The organism is Desulfobacterium sp. N47, from assembly GCF_051233685.1.
Taxonomy (GTDB): domain Bacteria; phylum Desulfobacterota; class Desulfobacteria; order Desulfobacterales; family RPRI01; genus RPRI01.
Genome location: NZ_JBAMMY010000035.1, coordinates 22,328 through 43,731, shown reverse-complemented (window position 1 = coordinate 43,731; position 21,404 = coordinate 22,328). Strand labels below are relative to the sequence as shown.

General features: G+C 38.8%; 18 protein-coding genes. 12 read left to right on the top strand and 6 right to left on the bottom strand.

All coding sequences use genetic code 11. The features are described 5' to 3' along the window. Positions 1 to 245, top strand: a 245-nt coding sequence (locus VXK47_RS02085; RefSeq protein ID WP_435547119.1) for an HU family DNA-binding protein, incomplete at its 5' end; no start/stop codon positions are given. 173 nt (positions 246 to 418) lie between these two features. On the opposite strand, the gene VXK47_RS02080 is transcribed toward VXK47_RS02085, so the two are convergent. Further along, positions 419 to 631 (bottom strand): hypothetical protein, encoded by a 213-nt coding sequence (locus VXK47_RS02080; protein ID WP_435547118.1) that lies wholly within the window; start codon positions 629 to 631, stop codon positions 419 to 421. A 231-nt stretch (positions 632 to 862) separates the two neighbouring features. Between VXK47_RS02080 and VXK47_RS02075 the strand changes: the two genes are divergently transcribed. Next, positions 863 to 2,728 carry an aspartyl protease family protein gene (locus VXK47_RS02075; RefSeq protein WP_435547117.1) on the top strand — a complete coding sequence of 622 codons (1,866 nt, stop codon included), beginning with the start codon at positions 863 to 865 and terminating at the stop codon, positions 2,726 to 2,728. Positions 2,729 to 2,972: 244 nt separating this feature from the next. Here VXK47_RS02075 and VXK47_RS02070 read toward each other — a convergent pair whose 3' ends face one another. The 3 genes from VXK47_RS02070 to rfbB all read right to left on the bottom strand — a co-directional run bounded on the left by VXK47_RS02070 (position 2,973) and on the right by rfbB (position 5,758). Beyond that, positions 2,973 to 3,644, bottom strand: a complete 672-nt coding sequence (locus tag VXK47_RS02070; protein WP_435547116.1) for a hypothetical protein — start codon at positions 3,642 to 3,644, stop codon at positions 2,973 to 2,975. A gap of 301 nt (positions 3,645 to 3,945) precedes the next feature. Next, a complete protein-coding gene (pyrF, locus tag VXK47_RS02065; RefSeq protein WP_435547115.1) occupies positions 3,946 to 4,683 on the bottom strand; it encodes an orotidine 5'-phosphate decarboxylase in 738 nt (245 codons plus the stop codon). Between the two features lie 16 nt (positions 4,684 to 4,699). Beyond that, positions 4,700 to 5,758 (bottom strand): dTDP-glucose 4,6-dehydratase, encoded by a 1,059-nt coding sequence (rfbB, locus tag VXK47_RS02060; protein ID WP_435547114.1) that lies wholly within the window; start codon positions 5,756 to 5,758, stop codon positions 4,700 to 4,702. A 332-nt stretch (positions 5,759 to 6,090) separates the two neighbouring features. Here rfbB and selA point away from each other — a divergent pair, with 332 nt between their 5' ends. From selA to VXK47_RS02015, 9 genes are all read left to right on the top strand, one after another. Further along, a complete protein-coding gene (selA, locus tag VXK47_RS02055; RefSeq protein WP_435547113.1) occupies positions 6,091 to 7,512 on the top strand; it encodes an L-seryl-tRNA(Sec) selenium transferase in 1,422 nt (473 codons plus the stop codon). Between the two features lie 2 nt (positions 7,513 to 7,514). After that, positions 7,515 to 8,870 (top strand): tetratricopeptide repeat protein, encoded by a 1,356-nt coding sequence (locus VXK47_RS02050; protein ID WP_435547112.1) that lies wholly within the window; start codon positions 7,515 to 7,517, stop codon positions 8,868 to 8,870. 6 nt (positions 8,871 to 8,876) lie between these two features. Then, positions 8,877 to 9,473 (top strand): D-sedoheptulose-7-phosphate isomerase, encoded by a 597-nt coding sequence (locus VXK47_RS02045; RefSeq protein WP_435547111.1) that lies wholly within the window; start codon positions 8,877 to 8,879, stop codon positions 9,471 to 9,473. Between the two features lie 30 nt (positions 9,474 to 9,503). Further along, entirely contained in the window at positions 9,504 to 10,460 is a 957-nt protein-coding gene (locus tag VXK47_RS02040; RefSeq protein WP_435547110.1) for a hypothetical protein, read from the top strand. Then, positions 10,457 to 11,155 carry an MBL fold metallo-hydrolase gene (locus tag VXK47_RS02035; protein WP_435547109.1) on the top strand — a complete coding sequence of 233 codons (699 nt, stop codon included), beginning with the start codon at positions 10,457 to 10,459 and terminating at the stop codon, positions 11,153 to 11,155. Before VXK47_RS02040 ends, VXK47_RS02035 begins: the two co-directional genes overlap by 4 nt. 29 nt (positions 11,156 to 11,184) lie before the next feature. Continuing rightward, positions 11,185 to 11,823, top strand: a complete 639-nt coding sequence (locus tag VXK47_RS02030) for an HD domain-containing protein (protein ID WP_435547108.1) — start codon at positions 11,185 to 11,187, stop codon at positions 11,821 to 11,823. A 5-nt stretch (positions 11,824 to 11,828) separates the two neighbouring features. After that, on the top strand, positions 11,829 to 12,503 hold the full coding sequence (locus VXK47_RS02025) for a hypothetical protein (RefSeq protein WP_435547107.1): 675 nt from the start codon (positions 11,829 to 11,831) through the stop codon (positions 12,501 to 12,503). A gap of 80 nt (positions 12,504 to 12,583) precedes the next feature. Next, entirely contained in the window at positions 12,584 to 13,834 is a 1,251-nt protein-coding gene (locus VXK47_RS02020; protein WP_435547106.1) for an IMP cyclohydrolase, read from the top strand. 43 nt (positions 13,835 to 13,877) lie between these two features. Further along, positions 13,878 to 14,861, top strand: a complete 984-nt coding sequence (locus tag VXK47_RS02015; RefSeq protein WP_435547105.1) for a tetratricopeptide repeat protein — start codon at positions 13,878 to 13,880, stop codon at positions 14,859 to 14,861. Positions 14,862 to 14,940: 79 nt separating this feature from the next. Here VXK47_RS02015 and VXK47_RS02010 read toward each other — a convergent pair whose 3' ends face one another. Next, entirely contained in the window at positions 14,941 to 16,932 is a 1,992-nt protein-coding gene (locus VXK47_RS02010; RefSeq protein WP_435547104.1) for a ribonuclease catalytic domain-containing protein, read from the bottom strand. Positions 16,933 to 17,350: 418 nt separating this feature from the next. On the opposite strand from VXK47_RS02010, the gene VXK47_RS02005 reads away from it, so the two are divergent. Continuing rightward, positions 17,351 to 19,672 (top strand): hypothetical protein, encoded by a 2,322-nt coding sequence (locus tag VXK47_RS02005; RefSeq protein ID WP_435547103.1) that lies wholly within the window; start codon positions 17,351 to 17,353, stop codon positions 19,670 to 19,672. A gap of 35 nt (positions 19,673 to 19,707) precedes the next feature. On the opposite strand, the gene VXK47_RS02000 is transcribed toward VXK47_RS02005, so the two are convergent. After that, positions 19,708 to 21,312 carry an NAD(P)/FAD-dependent oxidoreductase gene (locus VXK47_RS02000; RefSeq protein ID WP_435547102.1) on the bottom strand — a complete coding sequence of 535 codons (1,605 nt, stop codon included), beginning with the start codon at positions 21,310 to 21,312 and terminating at the stop codon, positions 19,708 to 19,710. Between the last annotated feature and the right edge of the window lie 92 nt (positions 21,313 to 21,404).

The following is a 21,404-nucleotide window of genomic DNA, read 5'->3' as shown; positions in this document are numbered from 1 at the left end:
TAGCTGCCGATGCAAAAATCACAAAAACTGCTGCTGTTGCAGCGCTGGATTCATTTACCAAAAATGTCACCAAGGCATTAAAATCGAAAGATGGTAAAGTTACCCTCGTTGGTTTTGGAACATTCTCAAAAGCAAAACGCGCTGCTCGTAAGGGCAGAAATCCCCAGACAGGTGCAGAAATCAAAATTAAAGCACGTAATGTTGTAAAATTTAAAGCCGGAAAAAAGTTAAAAGAAGCTGTGTAGGCCAGAAAATAATCTTTCGCTAAAAAAACCGCAACTTTTTTATTACGTATAACACCTGCAAAGAAATGAGTCTTAATAATCTTGATATTGTTGATAACATATTGAAATAGAGTGATAACTGTCTGTGGTGTAATACTGTTCTCGCCGTCTTCAATATCAACATGCTGACTATCCTATATATATTTCTTTGAGACTTTAACTAATATTTCTTTGAGTGATTGAGAATTCTTACTAACAAAGGATTTTAGATCAAGCCAATAATCAATGGGTTGTATTTTTTCTTTTGAAATGGACCGTATGTTTGCTTCTATATATTCTATTGACTCAGATACGTATTCTGGCGTCTTATTTGAGAAGCTGATAGCAGCAGCAAAATCATTAGACATGGGTGGACGATCCGGATTATGGCTCAAATATACAAGCTTGCTATATTGCAGTTTCGGATTGAAGGAGTTCCGACTCTTAATACTATTGATGGATACAACGGTTTTTTGTCCAATGTTCCTGAGCCAAATATAGATTGGATCGGGTAGTACTTCCAGATCCTGCTAATGGTTACGGAAATTGTATTAAAAATTAATGAAAAGTAAAAAATGAGGGGGGTTTTGTATAACAATATGATGTTATTAAAGAAAATAATACCTAAAATATTTCTGATTTTTATTCTTTTAGTTGCAGTCTCATATGCTGAGAATAACTCAATTGATCCTCAGCAAATTCTGTTAAAACATTTCGAAGCAGTGGGAGGGCTTGACAGGCTTAAGAGTATAAAGTCAGGATATGCAGAAGGGAAAAATACTTTTGATGGGCTTGAAGGCACATTCAGAAACTGGGAGGAGACGCCGCTTAAATATAGGCTTGAAGAAGATTACAATGTAATAAAACAAAGTTTTGGTGATAACGGCAAACAAAGCTGGTCTGTTGATCCAAATGGGAAAGTGCAGATTCACAGAGACGAAGAAACTCTTAAAAGAAGAAAAGTAAAAGCGCTTCTTGAAGTATATGATCATGCCAGACCTGATACCAGAAATTTTATTTTCAGATATAACGGTGAGAAAAAGATCGGGGAAGTTAACTGCCAGGTGGTTGAAATGTCAAATGTAATAAATGATGACATCATATTCTTTTTTTTTAATAAAGAAAATCACTACATTGTAAAAACGATAGTTAAGCAGCCGGATTTTGAAATACGGACGCTTTTTTCCGATTACCGGAATATAAATGGTATTATTCATCCGTTTCATGAAGATACTGAAATCTTTCCAAGAGAAAAGAAAGAAACCATTCAGCTTACCAGATATGATTTTAATGTGAAAATCAATAGTACGGTTTTTGAACCTCCGGAAAAAGATGTTGAGGATTTTGAATTTGAAAACGGAGAGAATTCGGAAAACATCCCTTTTTATTTTGTTGAGAACAATATTTATCTTTATGTAACTATAAACGGTGAAAAAAGGCTCTGGTTGCTTGATAACGGGGCAAGCATGTCTATAATTGATGCGGATTATGTCAAAACACTCGGACTCAAACCCGAAGGAGAAATAAAAGGGTTGGGCATAGCAAGCGTTTTTGATCTGTCTTTTGTTACTTTTCCACCTTACCGGGTAGGAGCAATCCGCTTTAATCCGCAGAAAATATTTTCCTATAAAGGCCTTTCAAACAAATTATATGACTCTGCTGTGGTTGGCATACTAGGACATGATTTCCTGTCAAGATTTGTCGTTAAAATAGATTATGCCTCCAAGGCCTTATCTTTATATCATCCTGATAAATTTAAATATAAGGGGTCAGGCAAAATAATCGATGCGCCCTTGAGAGATAAAATATTTGCAGTGCCGGTAATTGTTGATGATAAATACAAGGGCAAATGGACCCTTGATATTGGTGCTTTTGATATGTCTTTTAATTATCCTTATGCAAAAGACAATAACCTTTTGGGTTTAAAAGGTCTTGAAAGAGTGAGTGCTGATCTGGGGGGACAGCATGCAGAAAAAACAGTCAGGTTTAAATCTGTTGAATTGGGAGGGTATAAGCTTTTAAATCCGCTTATAAATATACCGGAAATCAAAGGTAAAGGCTCAAATTACAGCAGGGAAATTGTCGGCAATATGGGAAATAATCTGCTAAGACACTTTGTGATTTATCTTGATTATAAGAGGCAGCAGGTAATAGTGGAAAAGGGAAAAGATTTTGAAAAAAACTTTGCCGAAGATAAAAGCGGTCTTTTAATAGGAACAGGTGCGGATGGTTTTCCTGAAATTGTTTTTGTAGCTTCGGAAACTCCTGCTTCAAAAGCAGGTTTTACCGGAAGCGATATTATCAGAAAGATAAACGGTGTTAATGTTGATTCGTTAGGTGGTGCGGATGGGGTACGGGCACTACTTTCAAAAGAAGAGGGTACAGAATACAATATTGAAGTACTGCATGATGGAAACATTATGGAATTTAAGCTTGTACTGAAAGATTTGTACAAACAGAGATAATGCTCTTTTTTATATCAATACCCGTTGAGCCAGTTTCAAAACATCCCATTCAGGCTGATCTCTGCGTTGGGCTCAAATGTTAATCCTCGAAATACTAAATGTATTCCTGGGGTTAAATTTTCGCCCGCCTTGACCTTGACCAAACTGAAACGTTTTGAAAGTGGCTCCCATATATATTCTTTTTTTGAAATTTAACCTGGGAGTCAAGTTTAGTTCCCGTACTTTGAAACATATCCTGGGCTATCTATATCAACTGGCCTCCTTTCGGATTGTACGGCATGAGTTTATTTTTAATGCTTTCCGGCAGAGTAAATTGGTTACCGGGCATGTCAATATTGGTTTTATAGTTTTTAATGGCAATTTTAAAAATTTCATACCCTCCCGAATATTCTATAATTTGATGAGGTATCCATATGTCGCAAACTTTTCTGTAATCGCTGAGATATAACTCCAGCTTATCTTTTTGTGTAAGCGGCACTTCACCGTATTGTTTTTTAATCAGAGGAATTAAAGCTTTCTCTATTTCAGGATCGAGTTTAGGGGGCGGAATAACAATCTTTGTAATCAAAAATGTGTCTTTGTCAAAAAAATATAATCTTTGCTCCCCTTGAAATGGTGTCATTACAACTTTATAACACGGTTTATTGTTAATATTTTTCAGCCCGGCGCATTGTGCTTCTTTAAAATAGGATTTCCATGAGGCAAGTGGGTCATGGGAATTGGTTCCTTGCTGATTGCAGATCCGCCAGGCTGACATATAAAGCAGAAAATAACTAAAAAAAAGATCCCTGTAAATCCTCTCATTTTTACTTTCATCATTTCCCCCCTTCTTTTCTGATAAATGAAACCATAATTTCTGAATAAAAAAGGAACAAAATTTAAGGCTATTTATAATCAGGTAAATGTTGATTTTCATCAACCCGCCCGATAGCTGCAAAAAAAATGCTGGAAATGAAAGATGAAATACTTGCGTAGTATATAAGTAACAGAATATAAGGGTTTAAATTTAAAAAGAAGACAGGTTCGGAAAGGTTGCCGCAAGATAAATCCATTAAAACATAAATTTAAACAAAATTCCACAAAATTTCTGCTGCGGTTTGGATATTCTATAGAAATTGTCATAAATCTGTTCCGATTGCAGTTTATTCCAATTTGTTGGGTGAGTGTGCGTATGCGAACCGCAGAACATCAGGATTTGTAACCGTTAATCCCGGGCACTATTTGTTAATCTGCTCCAAAGCGATTTCAATCTCCTGTGCTGTCATTATGGCGGCATCAAGGGGGTTTTTCGCATCCCTTATCGGTCTTCCGATTACAAGATAATCTGAACCGTTTTTAATTGCATCAGCAGGCTTTGTTATGCGCTTTTGGTCGTCTTTTTCCGATAAATTCCAGGCAGGCCTTATTCCGGGAGTTACAGCGACAAAATCTTTGCCGAATGTTTTTTTTATCAGGCCGACTTCAAGCCCGGAGCAGACAACCCCTTTGCAGCCTGCCTCTTTTGCCGTTTTTGCTCTTTTTAAAACAAGCTTTGAAATATCGGCGCAGTATTGATTTTCAAAACCGGCATTTTGGATATCAATAGAAGATACGCTTGTTAACAGGGTTACCCCAAGCACACCTGTTTTTTCTTTGCAGCCTGATACTGCGGCTTTCAGCATTTCACTTGTTTCAGCACAGTGGGCAGTAGTTAAATCCACGCCAAGAGAAGCTATGCTTTCTGAGGCGCGCCGTACGGTTTCAGGAATATCATGCAGCTTGAGATCGAGAAAAATCCCTGCTTCACTCATATCCTTGATTATTTTTACTGTATCCGGACCTGATCTTATGAAGAGTTCAAGCCCGATTTTAAACATGCCAACATAATTGGAAAGAAGTTTTACATAATATTTCAGATCTGATACAGATGTTACATCAAGAGGAAATATAATATAATCTTTTGCGCTTTTTGTCATTTAAGCACCTGCTATTCTATTTCCGGTCTTCATATTGTTGTTTCATCCATTGTTTGTACTCACCGCTTTTGACTCTGGATATCCAATTGGTATTTTCAATATACCATTTTATGGTTTTTTCAATTCCCGATTCAAAGGTTTCTGCAGGAGTCCAGTTCAGCTCATTTTTCAGCTTTGAAAAATCCATAGCATATCTTAAGTCGTGGCCAGGCCTGTCTTTGACAAAAGTTATCAGATTTTTTTTTGGTGCAGTATTTGTGTCAGGAATCAGCTTATCCACAAGTTCGCAGATGATGTTCACAATATCAATATTTCTTTTTTCGCATCCTCCTCCGATATTATATGTCTCACCTCTGCGCCCGTGCTGCATGATTGCCCATATGGCTTTGCAATGATCTTCCACATAGAGCCAGTCACGGATATTAATACCTTCTCCATATACCGGAAGCGCTTTGTCTTCGATGGCATTTAAAATCATAAGCGGTATAAGTTTTTCGGGAAATTGATACGGACCATAGTTATTTGAGCAGTTGGATATTGTTGCAGGAACTCCGTAAGTTACCGAATATGCCCGGATAAGGTGGTCTGAAGAAGCTTTTGAGGCGGAATAGGGGCTGCTGGGATTATACGGAGTTGTTTCCGTAAAATATCCCGATTTGCCAAGCGAACCGAAAACTTCATCGGTGCTTACATGATGGAAAAGTTCAAGCTTGTTTTTGTTTTGCCTTGCAAGTTCCAGAAGGCAAAAGGTTCCTTCTATGTTTGAATGTATAAAATCTCCCGGATTTGTTATTGATCTGTCCACATGCGATTCTGCGGCAAAATGGCATATGGCGTCAATTTCAAATGTCTCAAACAGCCCGGTAAGTTCGGAAAGATTGCATATATCCGTTTTATTAAAAAAATAACGGTTTGGGAACGCTTCTTTTATGCCTGCAAGATTTTCCGGATTTCCTGCGTATGTAAGTTTGTCAATATTTACAACACGTCCGTTAAAATCGGTTTCTGAAAAAAGATACCGTATGAAATTTGAACCGATAAATCCACAGCCGCCTGTAACCAGTATGTTTTTCATTTATCCTTCCTGATAATTTTCTGCAAAAAATGCTGTTTTACCGTGAAGCCCTTTAATAAATTTTCTGCGGTTAGCATACATACCCATGCCCGATTACAACCTATCGTACTTCTGACCCCGACAGGACAATTTTATGGCAACATATACCACATATCGTTTTAAATCGAGATAAATTTTAATTTCAACAGATACAACTGTAAAGAAAAATGTTGAAATAATTAAGTATAAAATGATATGAAATGTATCGTAAATTTGATATGGATAACAATAACATTTGTCGCATCAAACTTATTACCTGATATTGAATAAAAAGTATAACCGGAAATTAAGATATGGAATTAAATGAAAAACAGCTGAACCTCTTAAAAATGCTTCCCGGCATAGACCATATTATTGAACTTTCAAAAACGGAACCGTCTTTTTTTAATGTTCCAAGATCGGTTCTTCTTCTGTCTATAAGAAAAACAGTAGGAAAATTAAGAAATGAAATATTAGATGTTAGCCATGGCCTTAACGAAAAAGATCTGACCGATTCCATGGTTATTGAAAAAATAAAAGATGTTGTAAATAAAGCGATGACGCCCAATCTTAAACAGGTTATTAATGCAACCGGTGTAGTTATTCATACAAATTTAGGCCGTTCCATACTTGCTGCTGATGCGCTTGCAAATCTTGATTTGATTGCGGGGAACTATTCAAATCTTGAGTTCGATCTGGAAAAAGGTGAACGCGGCCTTCGCTACACCGCTGTTGAAGAATTATTATGTGAATTAAGCGGGGCAGAAGCTGCTATGGCTGTAAACAATAATGCGGCAGCCGTTTTGTTGTGTCTTGAAACAATAGCCAGAAACAAAAGTGTTATAGTTTCAAGAGGCGAGCTTGTTGAGATAGGGGGATCATTTCGGATACCTGACATTATCGCAAAGAGCGGGGCAATATTAAAAGAAGTCGGAACAACAAACCGAACCCGCTTTCAGGATTATGCCGGTGCAATTGAAAATGAGACCGGGCTGTTGTTAAAAGTTCATACCAGCAATTACAGCATTGTCGGTTTTACTGAAAATGTTAATTTAAAGGAGCTTGTTTCTCTTGGCTCAAAACATAACATTCCCGTTATGGAGGATTTAGGCAGCGGAACCTTTATCGATTTTTCGGCATACGGTCTTACTAAAGAACCAACTGTCCAGGACTCGGTATCAGCCGGAGCAGACATCGTAACTTTCAGTGGAGATAAACTTCTGGGAGGCCCCCAGGCCGGTATTATTGTGGGCAAGAAGGATATTCTTGATAAGATTAAGAAGAATCCTTTAACAAGAGCGCTTCGTATTGATAAGCTGACGCTTGCTGCCCTTGAAAGCACCCTCAGATTATACAGAGATCCTGAAAAAGCCGTACAGCTTATTCCAACGCTTTTAATGTTGACGATTCCCGTAGATTTAATCAAAAAACGTGCAGCAAAACTAATCCGGCTTCTTACCGGCATAAAAAATTCCGCCCTCTCAGTTAAGCCTGTTGATCTGAATTCCAAAGCCGGTGGCGGGTCCTTGCCTCTGATTGATCTTCCCAGTAAATGCATAGCCATGAAAATTGCCGGTATGTCGGCAAACTTTATTGAGAGAAGTATGCGTGAGAATATACCACCGATAATAGGAAGAATAGAAGATGATAATTATATCATGGATATTAGAACCGTAAAGGAAGATGAGTTGATAATTATTAAAGATGCTGTAACCGCTATTTTACGCAGGAATTAATAATGAAAGAAACCGCAAGTACTGATTATCATGATTTATTTCAACACCGCAGCAGTTCAAATGAATTTTTGCTTTCAAAAGCTGATCTGAAACCCATTTTAAGATCTAAACACAAAACTGAAAAAAAAGAAGATGAGCAAAAAGATATTTTAAATACCCTTTTTCCCAGCATGCTTAGCAAAGAACCGTTTATGGAGTATGCCATGAAACAGCTTGCCCCGTTTCTTGCTTTTGCTGCTATGATAGTCCGTATAGATAATATGGACAGCTTTGAGCAGGAAGGCCGGAATCCGGCTGATATGGACAAGGCGCTTGGAGACATAGCAGGGGAAATAAATAATATATGCGAAGCCGAAAATGGATTTTGGGGACGTCCGGAACGTTTTGAGTTCGGCTGCTATTTCCCTGGTGAAGATGCTTCGGCATGCTTAAAGTTTGCAGTTAAACTGAAAGCAAAGGTTGATAAACTGGGAGTAAATACGGTAACAACCGGAGTTGCAGCATATCCGGCGTTTATATACAGGAAAAATGATGTAATAATCAATGCCGGAAAGGCTCTCGAACATGCGGATTTTTTTGGTCCGGGCAGTATAGTAGCTTTTGATGCTGTCAGCCTGAACATAAGCGGTGACAAGCTTTATCAGGATGGAGATATTGACGGGGCTATCAAAGAGTTTAAAACAGCTCTTTTATTTGATCCCGATAATGTTAATGTTCATAACAGCCTTGGAGTCTGTTACGGAGTTCTTGGGGATTTTACAAAGGCGATTAAGGAATTTAAAGCAGCGATGAAATTTGCCCCCAAAGAGATAATGCCGCTTTATAACGCAGGCCTTGTTTATCACTTGACCGGTAAGAAAGAAAAGGCTCTTAAGTATTTTAATAAGGCGGGGGATCTTGGGGAGGAGTTATTTGAAATAAATTTTCAGACAGGAAAGCTTCTGCTTGATCTTGGTAAACATGAAGAGGGGAAAAAATATTTAGAAAAAGCTCTGGAGATAAAACCGGAATCAAGCGTTGCATTATTTTATCTTGGTGAAAGCCTTGCAGCAACAGGTAAGAAAGATGAAGCAGAGGCTGCCTACCAAAAGGCGATAAAAATTAATCCTAATGATGCGGCTTCCTTGTCTTCTCTTGGTTGGTTATATGAAAAGGAAAATAAAAACAGTGATATTTCTTTTGCCTTTTGCAAGCAGAGTGTTGAGATAAATCCTGATAACGGCCTGTTCAGGTTGAGGTTGGGAAGACTTTATCTGAAGCGGAATCTATATAAAGAAGCGTTATTGGAATTGGAAAAAGCGGAAAAGCTTGGCTGTGAATCAGGTATGTATATTAAGATGGCCAGAAACGGAAAATAATAAATTATGAAAGACATAATTGAAAATATAGTTGAAGAAAGTATAGAGCTGAAAAGAAAATTTATAAAAAAGAATACTGATCTTATCATTGATGGGGCTGATAAAATATCGGATTGTCTTATATCCGGTCATAAAATTTTAATTTTTGGGAACGGGGGAAGTGCTGCCGATGCACAGCATATTGCGGCTGAATTTGTAAACCGGTTCAGAATAGAACGGCTCCCTCTTGCAGCTCTTGCCCTGACAACCGATACTTCAATATTGACGAGCATAGGAAACGATTATAGTTTCGATGATATCTTTGCAAAGCAGATTCTTGCCCTTGGCAAAAAGCACGACATTGCCATAGGAATAAGCACAAGCGGCAATTCAAAAAACGTTATAAAAGCAGTGGAAGCTTCAAAAGCAATCGGCATTTATACTGTTGTTTTAACAGGCCGCGGCGGAAAACTTGCTTCTTTGGCGGATATGATTTTTCCTGTGGAGTCCGATATAACAGCCAGAATCCAGGAAGTTCATATATTGCTGGGACATATTATTTGCGAGCTTGTTGACAGGAACCTGTTTCCGGAGCAGTTTTTGATGAACCCGCAAAAAATTTGATTAACGTTTATGAAGGGACCAAATTAAGATATGTCGCATTCTTTTAAACCTTTAGACACCGGTAAGCTTAAAACCTATTCCATATCAGGAAGAAAAAGCAAGGTTTCTGTTAAAGATTTTGCATCAGTCTGGAAAAAAGGAGATTCTTTTAACAAATTCTTAGATACTCTTCCCGATATACTGGCTGCAAAAGATATTAAAGAAGTAATATCTTCAATAGCGAAAGCTTCTTTAAACAAGAAAACCGTATTTGCAGGTATGGGAGCCCATGTTATTAAAGTCGGCTTGAATCCCATCATAATTGATCTTGTGCAACAGGGAATTATATCGGCAGTTGCCATGAACGGAGCAGGGATTATTCATGATTTTGAGATTGCCTTAAACGGAGGAACCTCGGAAGATGTTGAAGCTTCAATAGGCGACGGTTCATTTGGTATGGCTCATGAAACCGGAGAATTTTTAAGCGAGGCAATCAAGAGGGCGGAAAAGGAATCTCTGGGGCTGGGTGAAGCAGTTGGAAAAGCTATTGTAGAAAATAATCTTGCTTTTAAAGATAAAAGTATACTTGCAGCAGGCTATCTGTCCGATATTCCTGTTACGGTTCATGTTGCAATAGGAACGGATATAATTCATATGCATCCGGGTTTTGATGCAGGGGCTGCCGGAAGGGCGTCTTACAGGGATTTTCTCACTTTTGCATCTGTTGTATCAACACTTAACGAAGGAGTTTATCTTAACATAGGATCTTCGGTTATTTTGCCTGAAGTATTTCTTAAATCAACAACTCTGGTGCGCAATCTTGGTTATAATCTGGAAAATTTTACTACTGTAAATATGGATTTTATGAGGCAGTACCGTCCGATGACCAATGTAGTAAACAGGCCTACCGCCAGGGGAGGAAAAGGCATAAATCTTACCGGCCATCATGAAATAATGCTGCCGCTGGTAGCAGCCGGCGTGATAGAAATGATGGATTTGAACAAATGAATATAAAACAATTCCGCTATTCATCCGATAATCTTGCTTATCTTGTTTATAACAACAAAACCGCTGTTGCAATAGACGGCGGCGCTGTTGATTCTATACTTTCATTTGTAAAGCAAAACGATTTAAAACTTAAATTTGTTACAAACACACATGCGCATCCTGACCATACTTTAGGCTTAAGATCACTTCTTGATCGTTCAGGAGCATTGTATCTTGATAGCGATAATCTTTTTAAAACAGGATATGTTGAGCTGGAAGGAGAAAAATTAAGCATAATCCATACTCCGGGGCATACCAATGATTCAGTAACCTTTCATGGTGATAATTTTCTTATAACCGGGGATACTTTGTTCAACGGAACTATCGGAAATTGTTTTACGGGTGATAATTTATTGTTTTTGGATTCGATAAAAAAGCTCATGTCTTTTCCGGAAAAGACTGTAATATATGCAGGTCATGATTACTATGAGTATGCCATGGAGTTTGCAAGAGTAATTGAACCGCAAAATGATAATATCAACGCCTTTTTAAAAAAATACAATCCTCTTATTGTTTCTTCCACTCTTGAAGATGAATTTACGGCTAATCCATATTTAAGATTTAATAATCCCATACTGGTTTCTGCTTTAAAAGAAAAAGGTTTTCCCGTTTCCACGGAACAACAACGCTGGGAAGCTCTTATGAGTTTTGAATAGAGTACTAATATGCACAGGCAGCAGGGTTTATGAATATAAAGGATTATGTAAGAAAAAAGGCGGAAAAGTTTTTTGAAGGTGCTAAAACAAGCCATGACTGGGAGCATACATTAAGGGTATGCAGTCTGTGTGAGCGTATAGGCCCTGTTGAGAAAGCCGACATGGAAGTACTGATAGCCGCTGCACTTCTTCATGATATAGGCAGAGCCGAACAGGATGCAAGTTTTGGAGCGGTATGCCATGCAGAAAAAGGCGCCCAGATGGCAGAACCAATTATAAAAGAGCTTTTTCTTTCACAGGCCCGGAAGGAAAATATTATTCACTGCATAAGGTCGCATCGTTTCAGGGGAAAATGTATGCCCGAAACCGCTGAGGCGAAAGTATTGTTTGATGCGGACAAAATAGATGCAATAGGTGCTGTTGGAGTAGCAAGGGCTTTTTTATTTGCAGGGGAAGTTGGAGCTAAGCTTCATAATCCTGATATAAAAGTGGAAGATACAAAACCGTATACAAGAGAAGATACCGGATACAGGGAGTATAAAGTTAAGCTATACAGAATAAGAGAAAGAATACTGACCTGTGAAGGCAAAAAGTTCGCGGAAGAGCGCCATGCTTTCATGGAGGAGTTTTTTAAACGGTTTACAGAAGAATATGATGGGAAGAGGTAGCTTTTATGAGTATTAATATAGTTGAAAAAATAGATGATTTGGTCAAAATAAACAATGTGCTTGTAAGTGTTTCGGACAAAAAGAATCTTGAAACATTTATTCCGCAGCTTGTTGAAATAAATCCTGAAATAACGATATTTTCAACCGGGGGGACATTTGCCAGGCTGAAAGAAATTCTTGGCGAAAAATCAAAATGTCTTATCCAGGTTTCAGATTACACAGGCCAGCCTGAAACGCAGGGCGGTCTTGTGAAGACTCTTGATTTTAAGATATATCTTGGAATTCTTACCGAAACTTACAATGAATCACATAAGGCGGATCTTGCCAGAACAAAAAGCGTCCCCATAGACATGGTTGTTGTAAATCTTTATCCCTTTAAAGAGACAATATCGAAACAGGGAGTTACGGTGGAAGATGCCCGCGGAAATATTGATATCGGAGGGCCTTGTATGATAAGGGCTTCCGCCAAGAACTATCTCAGAGTAGCTTCAGTAGTCGATTCCAAAGACTATGCTGCTATAATAAACGAGCTGAAAGAAAAAAATAACACAATATCTTTAAAAAGCCGCTTTGAGCTTGCTAAAAAAGCTTTTGCTCATACAGCAGTTTACGACAGGACAATTGCTGATTTCCTTTCAGGAAAAACTTTTGAAGAAATGAGCAAGTGCTATAAAATGTAAAGTTCTTATCGTCATTCCGGCGAAGGCCGGAACCCGGTTTACGCTATAAAGCGAGCTGAAAATATTTATAGGGGGAATAGATGCCGCAAGATCTGAAAAAAATGTATAAAACTATAATGGATGACCATTTTACACCGGCAATGGAAATAAGCTTTGTTGACGGTGATAAAAGACAGACTCTTTTTTATGAAAAAGTTACATGGACAATTGATGATATAAGAAAGGGCTTAAGATACGGCGAAAACCCGGGCCAGGAGGCAGTACTTTACAAGCTGGTAAACGGTAATCTTGTTTTAGGAGAAACAGGCACAATACTTCCCGGAAAATACCTTGTTTCGGATGCCGAACTGCTTCAGTCCGGCAAGCATCCCGGAAAGACAAACCTGACTGATGCCGATAATGCATTGAATATTTTGAGATATTTTGTCAATCAGCCAGCTGCGGTAATAGTAAAGCACAACAATCCATGTGGAGTTGCTCTTTCCGATACTTTGGTTGACGCCTATCTAAAAGCAAATATTGCAGACAGAATTGCGGCTTTTGGCGGTTGTATCGCCTTAAACCGTTCCGTTGATGTATCGACAGCAGAAGCAATAAGTATGCAATATGCAGAAGTAGTGGTAGCTCCCGAGTTTGAAGAAGGCGCGATGAATATCTTTGCAAAGAAGAAAAATTTAAGAGTAATGAAAATAAAAAACATTGAAAAACTCCATAATTTTGTCGGGGAAAGATTCGTTGAATTTAAAAGTCTTATAGACGGTGCTGTTGTTGCCCAGTGGTCTTTTGTGCCGCAAGCGCGTTCAAAGAAAGATTTACGTTCTGCCGAATGTTCTTATAAAGGCACAAACTATAAAATCAACAGGGAGCCTACCGAAAAAGAGTATGAAGATATGTTGTTTGGCTGGCTGGTGGAAGCAGGTGTTACTTCAAATTCAGTAATTTATGTTAAGGACAAAGTTACAGTCGGGATAGGAACCGGTGAGCAGGACAGAGTAGGGGTTGCAGAAATCGCAAGAGACAAGGCATACAGAAAACTTGCAGACAGATATTGTTTTGAACAATACGGGATTTCCTATAACGATTTTACTGATAAAGATAAAAAAGCTGAAATTGATCAGAGAGTGGCAAATGAAAAAGGTGGCCTGATAGGAGCCGCTATGGTCAGCGATGCTTTTTTCCCTTTCAGAGACGGGGTGGATGTAGGAATCAGGGAAGGAATTTCATGCGTTATCCAGCCGGGTGGCTCCGAAAATGACTTTCAGTCCATTGAGGCCTGCAATGAGGCAGGAGTTGCCATGGTTTATACGGGACAAAGGAGTTTTAAGCATTGATGGAAAGGCTTCAAGGATAGTCCACGGCGAAGGAGAGAAAATTGTGAGATTTTTTTTAATAGCATTAATTTTAATCAGTTTAACCGGTTGTGCAAGTGTTCAGGAGGATTGGCGGATTACAAAAACGCAAAATTCAAAAAGTGCATATAGCAGTTTCTTGTCAAACCATCCTGATAGCGAGTATTCTGCGGAAGCAAGAATAAAAATTGATGAATTCGTATGGTTGAAAGCAAAGCAGGAAAATCGGGTTTTTGAGTATGAAAAGTTTATAAAATATAATCCAAATAATATTTTTGTTTCTGAAGCAATTAAAAATATAAAGATATTAGAATGGGAGTCTGCAAAAAAAGACGATACGATAGAAAGTTATGAGAAGTTTTTAAAAAAATATCCTGCGGGTTCTTATGCAACCAAGGCCACGGATTCGATAGCCCGTATAAAAAAGGAGACAGAGTTAAAAGCTTTTCAAAGTGTTTCAAACTCGAAAATCAGAGCTAAATTGATACAATTTCTTAATGACTACCCGAAAAGCGAATATAGAGAAAAAATACAAGAGCGCCTTTCTTTGTTCTCTTCAAATACATTAGCAAAACCGCTTCTTCTTCCTTACGAAGAGCTTGGGCTTAATAATCCAATGTCCGGAGAAGAAGCAAAGGAAAAATTCAGGAAACAAGGTTCCATGAACATAATTATGCCGGTAGCCGAATTTAAAAAGGATGCATCCAGCATAATAGTACTTCATAAGGATTCTAAATTTCCAGGCATTATAGTCGGCACAATATACGGCGGAAAATTAAATCTCTCACCGTCTCATTACTATTTTCCGGATATAAGTCCACCAGACAATAAGCATGGATATTTTATATATAGCCTTAAACTTCTTTTGCCTGTAGGGACTGAGTTTTCAGCTCCTAAAGACAAATGGATTCAATGGAAAAATGTAGAGTTTAAAGGTGGAAGTTTGAAGTTTCTTGAAGAAGGAGTTGAGTTCAGCGCAGGGATGGAAATAACAAAATTTAAAGAATGATTGAGTTATGGCAATTGTCATAAATCTTTTATGATTGGGTATGGGTACGTATGCTAACCGCAGGAAATTTGATAAAATCTCATCCCATAAATACGGAAAGAACGTCTCTTCTCGCATTAACGTGCATGATTGTGACCTGAATGAGATCCTCCGGCTTCAAATCTATACCGCTTGAAGACGGAAGCTCGCATTCAATCATGTATTCAGGTATAAGTATCTGATAGCTTCTCCTTCTTTTACCAAGTACTATGGCTTCTTCTTTCTGCCCGGTTCTTGATTCAAGGTATTTTAAGAGCCAATAACGGTTTCGCCTGGATTGAAGGCTTAATACATTTGCCATGGGCTGCTCAACAAGCTGTATGATTTTATTTATTTCTTCGGATGTGTGTGGTGTGTCCAGGCCGCAAATCGCCCTTATCTGACGCTGGGTTATAAGATCATAATATTTCCTGATTGGCGAAGTTGCAGTTACATAGCAGTTAAGACCAAGCCCCGCATGTCGCTCCGGAACGGAACCAAGATTAAATCTGCTCAGCAAGCGTCTCTGCATATAATTTTGAAACAAAGATCCATTTTCCCCTCTGTAAAGACGCTGCTTTGCATCAGGCTGTGCTCTGAAAACGGCAGGGGTATTGTTTTCCGCAAGAAACTTTGCCATAAGCCAGTTTGCCATTATCATGATCTCTGAAATCATCATTCTTCCGGGGCTTTCCCTGTTTATTTTGTTTAATGTTATCACCCGGTTTTCATCAACCCAAACATTGATATCAGGCATAGTAATATATACAGCTCCGGAATCCAGTCTTGCACGGCGGAATTTTTTCGCCAAATCATAAAGAACGGCTATTTCCTTGTTATCATCTACAACAGTGTTTGCATCATAATACGTCATCTGGCGCTTTACCCTGACAAGAGACGGGAAAATATCATAGTCGATAATGTCGGCTGTGGGCCTTATCTTTACCATGACACTAATGCATGGACGTATTTGTCCTTCTTTAAGGCTGCAAACTTCTTCAGCAATAACAGCCGGAAGCATGGGTATTTTATGATCCGGCATATAAATCGAACTTGCCCGGATAATCGCTTCACTGTCAACAGGGTCACCCTTTTTAACAAAATGGGCCACATCCGCTATATGTATGCCAAGACTATAATAGCCCCCCTTATCCTCAATGCTGATTGCATCATCAAAATCAAGGGTGGACTGCCCATCAATTGTAATTACTAAAAGATCTGTAAGGTCTTTACGTTTATCATGTAAAAAAACCTTATCGGGAAGGGATTTTATTTCTTCGGCTCTGCTTGTTAAGGTATCAGGGAAAGAAACAGGAATTCCCAGTTTGTGAAGATCAATGTTTTCGTCTTCATCGAATATTCCAAGCCCGACAAAAAGCCGGAAAAGCTCATCATTGGGTTCTATGCCTGCTTTTTTTAAAATAGCTTTTGACGTTTGATAATGAAGGCTGTCTTTTCCGAATAAATAAGCCGATTTTAATATCTCGGCAAACTCTTTTTTATCACCATTTAAGCTGCCTTTTGAAAAAGGCTTGTTAATTGCATTTCTAACCCAAAGCCCCGCTTCTTCTATCAGTCTGTTTATACGTGCTGTTTCTTTTTCTTTTTCATCTAATTGCCCAACCGTTTCTTCGGGATTTGGTAAAAACCTGTCACAATCAAACTTGAAATACGTTCTGTTATTAAAAAATGCCCTTATCACAGCCGATTCATGATCACATGTAGAATTATCGGGAAAACAGAAATGTGTCATTGCTGGCAGATCAATCCATTCATGATCCGATTTCAGCATATCCCATAATTGCTTGATATTTATATGGTTAATAAGAGATCTTCGTCTGTTTGAAATTTCTTTGAGAGCAGCAATGATTTTATTTCTGCCCATAGACAGGTCAATTTGCATCTTGCCTCTATGGGAAAGACGCTGATCGGAAAGATTAACTTCCCGATTCGATTCGGTTAACAACCTGACCCTATGATTTTTGACTTCCAGAACGACCGCACAAACAATCTTCTGCAAGTCTATATATTCAACTATATTTCCTGATTCCATGCGGTTATAATAACAATCAGGCAGTTTAAAGTCAATTAGGTTCTTATTATATAGCATTTGTCATAATGAATTTTTAATACGCGGTAATTGTAAGAATAAGCTTATAACGAAACAACAGCGGCATCTTTTGTGTGACAAAATAGTAGATACTAATTAATACTTGACGTAACAGGTTATTTTTCTTATTATTCTGCAATATAACATAAGCGGTTTCCATGCTTATTTCACTTTGACCGGTATTATATCATCATCGGAGGTTTTAGGATTTTGCATTGAGGTGATCTATAACTGAAAAAAGGCGGGAGAGAAAATGGCTTTTCCCGACAGGAAAAAGTCGGTTTATAAGTCCATAATAGTTGGATAATAACTATATTGCTGACACAACAGCTGTTACAGATAAAGGATAAAAATCCGGCGCATGTTTGATTTTTTTAAAAACTTATTCAAATTTCCGCCACTTAGCGATTTTCCCCTCAAAAGTTATATTGCCGACTTCTCTATAGAGCATTTGGTACCGGGAGTGGATAACATCCGGTATGATGTTTTGATAAGTTCTGATTTTATCAATAATACCCGTAAACTTGTGTATAGATTGATGTCGCATCATGCCGGTATCGAAAAAAAAGGGATCGAATCATTTTCCGGCGAATGGCCTGTTGAGGTAGACAACTACAAACAGATCTATAAAGAATTAATGCTTGACGCAATAAATAAAGCTAAAGTCAGTAAACAGATCTCAATAGTTTATCTGCTTCAAACTGCCGTCCTCAAAATACTTCTTGAAGAAATCCGGGCACAGTATGAGACTTTGATTGTTCAACTGAAAAAAAATGTGCGCCAGAAAGACCTTTCAGACTATAACAACAGTTACCGGGAAGAATCCTACTATTTTAATGTAAACCTGCGGAAGATCCATCTTGACCGTGCAATTATCGAACGGAAAGTTGGCCAGGATATCTGCGGATTTTGGGCCGAAATTGAACAAAATGAAATCCAGCCGATGCTTGAAGCCATATTTGGCTGTGGCACACAGCTTTTTGAAAACCTTCTGACGAATCCTATCCTGCACACACAACAATATGACAACGCATTTATCATGCTCAATGAATATGATTTATGTCTCGGCCGTCGCGCTAATGATCCGGACAAATATGAAGCTCTGATCTTTATTGTTTCTCAGATAATCAATGCGATAGGTTTGCATGACCCCAATTTTTCCTGTGAAATCATTGAACAGCGCTTAAACCCGAATCCGCTGCAGGATCAGGAAAACACTCATATGAACCGGCGCGCTTACAATGAAAAAATTGAAGGATTCATCCAAAATCAGGACAACATGGATTTGCTTTTTAACTGGCTGCGAACAAAAGCCGATTATCGGAACTTAAAAAATCAAAAAGCTTCCCGGAATGAGCTTATGCGCTTGAAAAAGCAAATGAAAAATCAAAAGAAGCTGTTACATTATGCATATAGGATATTTAAACGCAAAGGATTGATAGAGCTTATATCTGCTGCACATATAATGCAGCCTGAACATCTGAAATACTGCCCGCCCTTGAATCCCCATCAGATCATACAGTATCTGGTTTCATCAAAGACACGTAAAAATATAAAAAAGCGCCTCAAACAAATGAACCAGGACTACGGTCAGGCTTTTTCGATTCGTGTGCTTAATAAAAAAATCAAACTGCTCAGAAAGGCAGCTGCTTTTCAACATAAAAGCATTCTAATCCGTTTTCTCAAAGCTTTTTCCCGTTATCATCGGGATATATGCAATTTCAGGATAATCCGGAACTGTATGGAAATGGTGAATATCGCCACTGAGGACAGGATCATAAACCTGTCACGGGTTAACAACACTTTATATCAATTCCTGTTGCCCCATGAACGTCCTCCTGAAAAGGCAGCCATCATAAATCATGTTGTGCTTAAGGCCGACGTACGCGGATCCACAGATATCACCTATCAGATGAATGAACGCGGCTTAAATCCGGCCTCATATTTCAGCCTTAATTTTTTTGATCCAATATCTGAAATACTTTCTGAGTACGATGCAACAAAAAATTTTATCGAAGGTGATGCAGTAATTTTATCGATTTTCGAGTATGAAAATGTTCCTTCCGGCTGGTTCTGTGTCTCAAAGGCATGTTGCATATCTCTTAACATATTGATGATTATCAAGCGATATAACGAGAAGAGTCAAAAATTTCAGTTGCCGATTCTTGAACTTGGTATAGGTATCAGCTATTCGGACAAAGTTCCGGCCTTTCTTTTTGACCATGCCAACCGTATTATGATTTCATCGGCAATAAATCAGGCCGATCGTTTGTCGAGGTGCTCCAAAGCCGGAATAAGACTTTTTATTAATCAGGACAGCCTTTTTAATCTTTACGTTTTTCAGGCCTTTGATGATGACAATGTGATTGATACTGCTGATGATCTTTTTTTGCGTTATAATGTAAACGGCATTGAGTTGAATGCAGAAGGTTTTAAAAAACTTTCCAACGAAATTGATCTGAAACTGCTTCCGGGTAATTTAACAGATATAAATGATCTTAAGTCAAATTTTTACACCGGCAAATTCCCGACAAAGAGCGGATACTATCAACGTTTACTGATAAGAGAATCCCGGATTCCAATTATTGATGCAGCCACATTTAAAATCAAGAGCTTATCTTCACGTAAATATTACGAAGTGTGTTCAAATCCAAAACTTTATAATTGGGCCGATCAATTTTGACGGGCTTGCAGAAAGTGCATTGGTTTTTCACGGTCTTATAATGAACGAATAACAGCTTGAGCAGCCATGATCCCGTCTACAGCCGAGCTTACTATTCCTCCGGCATAACCTGCTCCTTCTCCGGCAGGGAAAAGTCCGGATACACTTACCGATTCACCCGATTCATTGCGCAATATGCGATAAGGGCTTGAACTCCTGGTTTCAGCGGCATAAAGAAGAGTTTCTTCCGGTATAATCCCGTCCATAAAGCTTAACATTTTCGGAATAGCGACCGTTAGTGTTTCACAGATAAAATCCGGAAGAATATTATGCAGATCTGCAGGCCTCGCTTTTTTCCAGGATCTGTTCTGGGTAAGAACATCAGTATATTTTTTTGTAAGAAACCCGGAAAGAGAAGCTGCAGGAAGAGAATAATCGCTTCCTCCTTCGGCATATGAGCTACGTTCCATTTTTTCCTGAAAATCAATGCCTGCAAGAGCAATGTTTACTTTGTCCTTTTTGAGCTGATAATCGCTTGGATCAACAGGGACAAGAAAGGCGGCATTGCCAAAATTTCCCGACCTTTTGGAAAGGCTCATTCCGTTTGTGGTTAAAGCGCCATGAGATGATGAGCAGGATATCACTGTTCCGCCGGGGCACATACAAAAAGTGTAGCAGGCGCGATGCAACTTATCCTTTTTAAAGGTTAAGCGGAAAGGCGCTGCTCCAAGATGCGGATGCCCTGCAAAGCGGCCCCATTGCGCCCGGTTTATGAGTTTTTGGGAAAACTCAAGGCGAACTCCGGCAGCAAATGATTTCGGTTCAAGCATAACGGATGATTTTGCAAGCATTGTATAAATATCTCTGGCACTGTGTCCGCATGCGAGTAAGCAATGCCCGGTTTCAATTTCTTTTCCGTTAACAATGATTCCGGCAAGCTTTTTCTTTTCAATATGGATACCTTCCAGGCAGGAATTAAAGCGTATTTCTCCACCTTTTGTTTCGATAAGATTTCGGAAGGATTGCACGATTTGTCTTAAAAGATCGCTTCCAAGATGAGGTTCCGCATCTATCAGAATATCTTCTTCAGCCCCGCATTTTACAAGGGTTTCGAGAAAACGGCGCACTCCTGAGCGGTTCTTGCTGCGCGAAGTAAGCTTGCCATCCGAAAAAAGTCCCGCTCCTCCTTCCCCGAAAAGAACATTACTCTCAGGATTAAGCGTTCCGTTTTTCCAGAATTGTGAAACTTGAAGAGTACGTTCTTTAACAGGAGCTCCGCGTTCAATTAAAAGCGGGGAAAGCCCCGCTTCCGCCAGTACCAGCGCTGCCATTAATCCTGAAGGTCCGGCGCCAATTACAATAACCGGTTTGTTCGTTTTTCCCGGTATTTTTCTGATATTGGTCTCAGCCGGGACGGTTGCTTCTCTGATTTGTTCGATATCAACATCTTCGGGCAGTATAAAATCATTTAAGATTTCAATTTCAGCAGTAACTGAAAAAACCGGAGCTTCCCTGCGCTTTCGGGCATCTATGGATCTGCGGATAATTTTTACAGCCGAAAGGATATTCTTACTGCATCCAAGTTTTGCGGCAGCAGCAAGTTTGATATCGTTATCTTCATAATCAAGCGGAAGTAAAATCTGGCGGATTTTTATGAGCATAAATATATATTTAATATCAACTTTGTTTTAAATCAAGACTGATATTGATCCCAGGGTAACCGCATTTGGATTTTATATACATGTTAAAAGCC

What these genes read in the sequence shown, in the direction of transcription:
- VXK47_RS02035 (WP_435547109.1), top strand. Translation starts at nt 10,457, where the DNA reads ATGAATATAAAACAATTCCGCTATTCATCCGATAATCTTGCTTATCTT.
- VXK47_RS02080 (WP_435547118.1), bottom strand. Translation starts at nt 631, where the DNA reads ATGTCTAATGATTTTGCTGCTGCTATCAGCTTCTCAAATAAGACGCCA.
- VXK47_RS02000 (WP_435547102.1), bottom strand. Translation starts at nt 21,312, where the DNA reads ATGCTCATAAAAATCCGCCAGATTTTACTTCCGCTTGATTATGAAGAT.
- VXK47_RS02070 (WP_435547116.1), bottom strand. Translation starts at nt 3,644, where the DNA reads ATGAAAATCAACATTTACCTGATTATAAATAGCCTTAAATTTTGTTCC.
- rfbB (WP_435547114.1), bottom strand. Translation starts at nt 5,758, where the DNA reads ATGAAAAACATACTGGTTACAGGCGGCTGTGGATTTATCGGTTCAAAT.
- VXK47_RS02075 (WP_435547117.1), top strand. Translation starts at nt 863, where the DNA reads ATGATGTTATTAAAGAAAATAATACCTAAAATATTTCTGATTTTTATT.
- VXK47_RS02020 (WP_435547106.1), top strand. Translation starts at nt 12,584, where the DNA reads ATGCCGCAAGATCTGAAAAAAATGTATAAAACTATAATGGATGACCAT.
- pyrF (WP_435547115.1), bottom strand. Translation starts at nt 4,683, where the DNA reads ATGACAAAAAGCGCAAAAGATTATATTATATTTCCTCTTGATGTAACA.
- VXK47_RS02005 (WP_435547103.1), top strand. Translation starts at nt 17,351, where the DNA reads ATGTTTGATTTTTTTAAAAACTTATTCAAATTTCCGCCACTTAGCGAT.
- VXK47_RS02010 (WP_435547104.1), bottom strand. Translation starts at nt 16,932, where the DNA reads ATGGAATCAGGAAATATAGTTGAATATATAGACTTGCAGAAGATTGTT.
- VXK47_RS02050 (WP_435547112.1), top strand. Translation starts at nt 7,515, where the DNA reads ATGAAAGAAACCGCAAGTACTGATTATCATGATTTATTTCAACACCGC.
- VXK47_RS02025 (WP_435547107.1), top strand. Translation starts at nt 11,829, where the DNA reads ATGAGTATTAATATAGTTGAAAAAATAGATGATTTGGTCAAAATAAAC.
- VXK47_RS02040 (WP_435547110.1), top strand. Translation starts at nt 9,504, where the DNA reads ATGTCGCATTCTTTTAAACCTTTAGACACCGGTAAGCTTAAAACCTAT.
- VXK47_RS02045 (WP_435547111.1), top strand. Translation starts at nt 8,877, where the DNA reads ATGAAAGACATAATTGAAAATATAGTTGAAGAAAGTATAGAGCTGAAA.
- selA (WP_435547113.1), top strand. Translation starts at nt 6,091, where the DNA reads ATGGAATTAAATGAAAAACAGCTGAACCTCTTAAAAATGCTTCCCGGC.
- VXK47_RS02030 (WP_435547108.1), top strand. Translation starts at nt 11,185, where the DNA reads ATGAATATAAAGGATTATGTAAGAAAAAAGGCGGAAAAGTTTTTTGAA.